This is a genomic window from Sulfuricurvum sp. (assembly GCF_019163035.1).
Lineage (GTDB): Bacteria > Campylobacterota > Campylobacteria > Campylobacterales > Sulfurimonadaceae > Sulfuricurvum.
The window spans coordinates 3,028-8,741 of sequence record NZ_JAFLKV010000014.1; the positions used below are offsets into that span (position 1 = coordinate 3,028).

Here is a 5,714-nt window from a genome sequence, read left to right on the forward strand (position 1 = left end):
GTGGTTATATACCTTTTCCGGCAAACGGAACCAAGGCACTGCCCCATGTTAATCCACCGCCGAATGCATCGAGGAGCATTAAATCACCCTCTTGTAAACGTCCTGCTTCATAGATGTCATTGATTGCCATAGGAATAGAGGCACCGGAGGTATTGCCGTATTTTTCTACTGTGAGTACCACTTGCTCCTCTTTGAGTTCAAGTGCATCACCGACCGCTTTGATAATGCGGTAATTGGCTTGATGCGGGACGAAGTGTTTAATTGCGGATGAGGCGATGTTGTTTTGCTCTAAAATTTCGACGACATCATTGGTAAGTGTACGTACGGCAACTTTGAACGTTTCATTTCCTTTCATCTGCATAAAGCATCCCGCCGCTTCTCTATCAAGCGCATCATGTATGGAACCACTTCCGCCGTTTGGTGTCATCAATAAATCAGCATATGCTCCATCAGAGCCGGTGTGAATATCGATAATTGCTTCGGATTTATTCTCCGTAGCACTGATAATCGCTGCTCCTGCACCGTCACCGAAGAGGATACAGGTTCCGCGATCGGTATAATCGGTGATTGCACTCAAGCGCTCAGCTCCGACGATGAGGACATTTTTCTTCATCCCTGACTCAACGAATGCTTTAGCGATAGAGAGGGCATACACAAATCCGGTACACGCGGCTGAGAGGTCAAACGCGGTAACTTTTTCTAGACCGAGCTTGGTAGTGATGATCGTAGCGGTTGAGGGCATACAAAAATAATCGGGGGAGATAGTGGCGCATACGACCATATCGATTTGGTTTTTGTCGAGTCCTGAGCGCTCTATTGCGAGTTCAGCCGCTTTGACGCCCATATCACTCGTAGTTTCATTTTCGGCTGCAATGCGGCGCTCTTTAATGCCGGTACGTTTGGTGATCCATTCATCGCTGGTATCGACCATCACTTCGAGTTCGGCATTGGTAAGGATTTTAGCGGGAACATAAGCCCCGATAGAACGAAACGCAGCGTACATAGTTAGCCTTTATAAGGGTTCGAAGTTATGGTTTAAGCTCTTCGAGACGCTTTTCAATATGTTCATTTACACCAGTATTAACGTACCGAACAGCTTGAAAGATAGCATTTTTGATAGCTTTTGGGTTACTTTTACCGTGACTGACAATAGCACACCCTTTAATACCGACTAGAGGAGCTCCTCCGATTTCGGCATAATCGATCTCTTTTTTCAAAAGTTTGAATACTTTTCGCATCAAAAGTGCACCGGTAATCGCAATAGGAGATTTTCGGATATATTGTTTGATAAAGAAGCTGATAGTTGAAGCAACACCCTCAGAAGCTTTGAGAACAAGATTTCCAATGAAGCCGTCACAGACAATGACATCACAGCTTCCATCAAAAATATTGTTACCCTCAACGTTACCGATAAACCCTAGTTGCCCTTCGAGTAACTTGAATGCCTCTTTGGTAACTTCATTCCCTTTGGAATCTTCTTCACCATTGGCAAGAAGTCCAACGCGTGGAGCACTTAGTTTGAACATATCTTGGGCGTAGTAATAACCCATAATACCGAATTGAAAAAGGTGTTCTGCTTTACAGTCAACATTAGCACCCGCATCCATTAGGATACTGCGCTTACCACTTTTTGTCGGCATGGATGTGACCAGTGCAGGACGTAATACATTTTTGAGTCGTCCGAGTCGTAGTGTTGCCAATGTCATCGTGGCACCGCTGTGACCAGCACTTACGACACCATCAGCTTCACCGTTTCGAACCAGCTCTACCGCTTTATAGATAGAACTCTCTTGACGCTTAAGTGCGTCAGTAGCCGCATCACCCATATCGATGACATCGTCGGCTTCGACAATTAAAATCTTATCTTTATAGCCCTTGGGTAATAAAGATAAGATCTCATCTTTTTTACCAACTAGAATTGGTTGAAACTTCATTTCTTTTAGAGCTTCAAGTGTCCCTCTAACAATCGGTTCGGGACCGAAGTCCCCGCCCATTGCATCAATTGCAATTCTAATCATCGATTATTTATACTCACCGGTTGTCGGATTGACATAATGAGACAATTTGTACGTGCCATCTTTGTCTTTGACTGGACGAGCAAGAGAAATTTTATAGTGAGTTCTGCGTTTTGCGGCGCGAGAATGACTCACTCTTCTTTTAGGTACTGCCATAGTATTTATCCCTTTCTATTTAAATTTAAACACCGAGGGAATAGATCCCCTCGATTACGTTAACACTGGGTTTCCCTCGGCGGGATGCCCAGCTTTACAATCAGAATTCTCGATCTAACGAGGTTCCTTCGCAGTTTTCGCAACAAAAATAGTCGCTTTTGATTAGTTCGATTTCCGATTTCAGAAGTTCTTCTACATCGATTATCGATTTATCGATTTCGACAACATCCAACTCTTCATCGTTGTTATCAAATATTCCATCGCTAAGGTAGAAGGTGATCTCTTCATTCAAAGATTTTTCTACCTCTTCGGCACAAATATCGCAAGGAATCGAAATACTCCCTGTAATTGTACCGTTTAATTGGGCAAGATTGCTTTTTTTCAGGATTAAATCACCCGAAAAATGCGCATTGTCACTATTTGCCTCAAATTGAAGCGGTTGTGAGCCCAATTTTCTAAATGCTATTTTCATGGCAATTACGAAATTTCGCGCCCTGAAAAGAAAAATGCGATTTCATTTTTAGCATTTTCTGCAGAGTCACTTCCGTGAACCGCATTGGCATCAATGTTTTCAGCGAAATCAGCACGGATAGTTCCAGCTTCTGCCTCTTTAGGGTTAGTTGCACCCATCAAATCACGGTTTTTAAGTACAGCGTTTTCACCCTCAAGAACAGTGATAACAACGGGACCGCTTACCATGAAATCAACGAGGTCGTTGAAGAAAGGGCGTGCAGCATGTACTGCGTAAAACGCTTCTGCGTCTTGACGTGAAAGTTGAACTTTTTTCATAGCCGCGATTTTAAGGCCGTTACTTTCGAAACGATCCAAAATTTTACCGATGACACCTTTTGCTACGGCGTCTGGCTTGATGATTGACAATGTTTGTTCCATCAATGCTCCTGTTTAGTGTGTATAAAATAGAGCGGGATTATAGCGAAACAATAATTTAAGTAAGATTAAAGATGAAGAAAGAGGGATATATGGACGAAAATAACGTAACCAAAGGAAAAATCCTTTGGTGTTTTAACCGAAATTAGTTAACTACGTTTGCTTTTGAAGAACGCATTTCAGCGGTAACATCATCACGGTGAGCAGGGCTTGCACCGATTTCATCCCAAGTAATACAACCCTCAGTAGGGCACGCTGTAGCACATGCAGGCTCATCGTGGTGACCGACACATTCGACACATTTGTCACCGTAAACGTAATAGACTTCTTCACCCGTTGGGTTATCGTCCTCGTCTACAATTGCTTCTACAGGACACTCGTCGATGCAAGCGCCGCAGTTAATACAGGTATCATTAATGACTACTGCCATAGGGTTCTCCTTGGTTTATAAATATGTGGTAACTATACACAGAAGAATTTTAAACCCACCTAAAAAATAAGGTGGGGAATGAAGATTGCATAGGGAGTGTTACTAAAGACCTAAATACTTTTTGATGGCATCAACTTTATCGGTTCTTTCCCATGTAAATTCGCTCAGTTCTCGGCCAAAATGACCGTATGCCGCTGTCTTTCGGTAAATCGGGCGTAAAAGGTCAAGCGATTCGATAATCCCTTTAGGGGTAAGGTTAAAGAGTTCTTTGACACAGCTCTCTAACTTTTCTTCGGGAACGACGGCAGTGCCATGTGCATTGACCATGATAGAGATAGGTTTAACAACCCCGATGGCGTAGGAAACCTGGATCGTTGCTCTCTCGCACGCGCCTGAAGCGACAAGGTTTTTGGCGACATAGCGGGCGGCATAGGCGGCTGAACGATCGACTTTGGTCGGATCTTTTCCACTGAATGCCCCACCGCCGTGAGGGCAAGCTCCACCATAGGTATCGACGATGATTTTGCGCCCTGTAAGACCCGCATCCCCTTGAGGACCGCCGATGACAAATTTACCGGTAGGGTTGATGTGGTAGACGATATTTGGATTCATCAGTTCTGTGGGAATAACGTATTTGATAACTTCTGCAATAACATCGGCATGGAGTTTTTCTTGCGAAATTTCAGGGGCGTGTTGTGTCGAGACAACAACCGTTTCGACCGAGACGGGTTTGTCATCGACATAACGGATGCTCACCTGTGTTTTTCCATCAGGTCGTAAATAAGGGATGATCCCCTCTTTGCGCACTTGAGCTAAACGCTCAGCCAGACGGTGAGCGAGGTAAATCGGCAACGGCATCAAAACATCGGTTTCACGGCACGCATAACCAAACATTAACCCCTGATCTCCCGCTCCGATTTCACCGTCTTCTTGGTCAACCCCTTGGTTGATGTCGGGAGATTGTTCCCCGATACCGTTGAGAACTGCACATGAGCGATAATCAAAACCATAGGTTGCATCGGTGTAGCCGATTTCACGGACGACTTGGCGGGCAATCTCTTGCATTGGAGCGTAGGCGGTCGTTTTGAGTTCACCTGCGATGACACAAAAGCCGTTGGAAACGAGGGTTTCACACGCTACACGAGCCTTGGGGTCGTTTTCAATAATATAGTCCAAAATCGCATCACTGATCTGGTCAGCCATTTTATCAGGATGTCCCTCGGTGACGGATTCAGAGGTAAAAATGTATTCTTTCGGCATAAAAATCCTTAGAGAAAATGTTAAATATTTGTGGTTGTCGGATTATATCGCATCCGTTTTTAAAAAATCTCTTTCCCAAAAGAACTCAATCCAATCGTGAGCTTCGTGTAGGTAAAAGTCGGGTTGGATGAGGGCGGTGGGTTTGGTAAAGAGGGTGGCAATTTTAAAGATGCAACTCGGATACTCTGAGCGTAAAAAGGGGATAAGCTCTGCAAGCGTTTGTCCGCTGTCAACGATATCATCCACGACAAGAACCCGTTTCGCTCCACTAAGGTCACAGGTTCCTATAATCGTTACGTGATCGCGTTGCGTATCGCCATCATAACTCTCCACACGGATGCTTTGGAGATTGCGTATATCCAAACTCATAGAGAGGGCATGTCCCAGCGTCATACCGCCGCGTGCGACGCTTAGAATCGTATCGGCTTGAAAGGGTTGGCAAAGTGCGCTCAGGGGGTGAAGGTCGTTTTTAAAGTGTTCGTATTTATAGTGTACCATTTTGAAATCATACCCTAAGTACGAATACGCTATAATGAAAAACTTAGTTTTAAAAAGGTCATTATGAAAAAATTAGCCATCATAGGCCGTCCGAATGTCGGTAAAAGCTCATTATTCAACCGTCTTTTAAAGCAGCGCGATGCAATTACCTCTGAACAAGCAGGTACGACACGAGATGTCAAAAAACGTGTTGCCGTTGTGGTAGATAAAGAGGTTGAAATTCTCGATACGGGCGGATTGGATGAGGGGTGTGAACTCTTCGATCGAATCAAAGAAAAATCTCTCAAAGCGGCACATGAAGCCGATATTATTCTCTTTATGGTAGACGGTAAGAGTCTCCCTGAAGAAGATGATAAAAAACTTTTTTATGAACTTGAATCGATGGGAAAAGCGATTGCATTGGTCGTGAATAAAATCGATAATGACAAGATGCAAGAGAAGCTTTGGGAATATTATGAGTTCGGGAC

General features: G+C 44.1%; 9 protein-coding genes. 1 reads left to right on the forward strand and 8 read right to left on the reverse strand.

Going from position 1 to position 5,714, the window contains the following annotated elements:
- Positions 1 to 4 precede the first annotated feature (4 nt).
- The 8 genes from JZU62_RS01195 to JZU62_RS01230 all read right to left on the reverse strand — a co-directional run bounded on the left by JZU62_RS01195 (position 5) and on the right by JZU62_RS01230 (position 5,247).
- Positions 5 to 1,003: a beta-ketoacyl-ACP synthase III gene (locus JZU62_RS01195; RefSeq protein WP_295011119.1), complete on the reverse strand. Its 999-nt coding sequence runs from the start codon at positions 1,001 to 1,003 to the stop codon at positions 5 to 7.
- A 25-nt stretch (positions 1,004 to 1,028) separates the two neighbouring features.
- A complete protein-coding gene (gene plsX, locus JZU62_RS01200; protein ID WP_295011121.1) occupies positions 1,029 to 2,018 on the reverse strand; it encodes a phosphate acyltransferase PlsX in 990 nt (329 codons plus the stop codon).
- Between the two features lie 3 nt (positions 2,019 to 2,021).
- Positions 2,022 to 2,171 carry a 50S ribosomal protein L32 gene (rpmF, locus tag JZU62_RS01205; RefSeq protein ID WP_013461018.1) on the reverse strand — a complete coding sequence of 50 codons (150 nt, stop codon included), beginning with the start codon at positions 2,169 to 2,171 and terminating at the stop codon, positions 2,022 to 2,024.
- 100 nt (positions 2,172 to 2,271) lie between these two features.
- Complete coding sequence (locus JZU62_RS01210; protein WP_295011123.1) at positions 2,272 to 2,643, reverse strand: YceD family protein; 372 nt, start codon at positions 2,641 to 2,643, stop codon at positions 2,272 to 2,274.
- 5 nt (positions 2,644 to 2,648) lie between these two features.
- Positions 2,649 to 3,062 carry a nucleoside-diphosphate kinase gene (ndk, locus tag JZU62_RS01215; RefSeq protein WP_295011125.1) on the reverse strand — a complete coding sequence of 138 codons (414 nt, stop codon included), beginning with the start codon at positions 3,060 to 3,062 and terminating at the stop codon, positions 2,649 to 2,651.
- Positions 3,063 to 3,204: 142 nt separating this feature from the next.
- Positions 3,205 to 3,489 (reverse strand): 4Fe-4S dicluster domain-containing protein, encoded by a 285-nt coding sequence (locus JZU62_RS01220; protein WP_295011127.1) that lies wholly within the window; start codon positions 3,487 to 3,489, stop codon positions 3,205 to 3,207.
- Positions 3,490 to 3,591: 102 nt separating this feature from the next.
- Positions 3,592 to 4,749 carry a methionine adenosyltransferase gene (metK, locus tag JZU62_RS01225; RefSeq protein WP_295011129.1) on the reverse strand — a complete coding sequence of 386 codons (1,158 nt, stop codon included), beginning with the start codon at positions 4,747 to 4,749 and terminating at the stop codon, positions 3,592 to 3,594.
- A gap of 42 nt (positions 4,750 to 4,791) precedes the next feature.
- Positions 4,792 to 5,247: a phosphoribosyltransferase domain-containing protein gene (locus JZU62_RS01230; protein WP_295011131.1), complete on the reverse strand. Its 456-nt coding sequence runs from the start codon at positions 5,245 to 5,247 to the stop codon at positions 4,792 to 4,794.
- A gap of 63 nt (positions 5,248 to 5,310) precedes the next feature.
- On the opposite strand from JZU62_RS01230, the gene JZU62_RS01235 reads away from it, so the two are divergent.
- The coding region (locus JZU62_RS01235; RefSeq protein ID WP_295011133.1) for a GTPase at positions 5,311 to 5,714 on the forward strand (404 nt) is incomplete at its 3' end.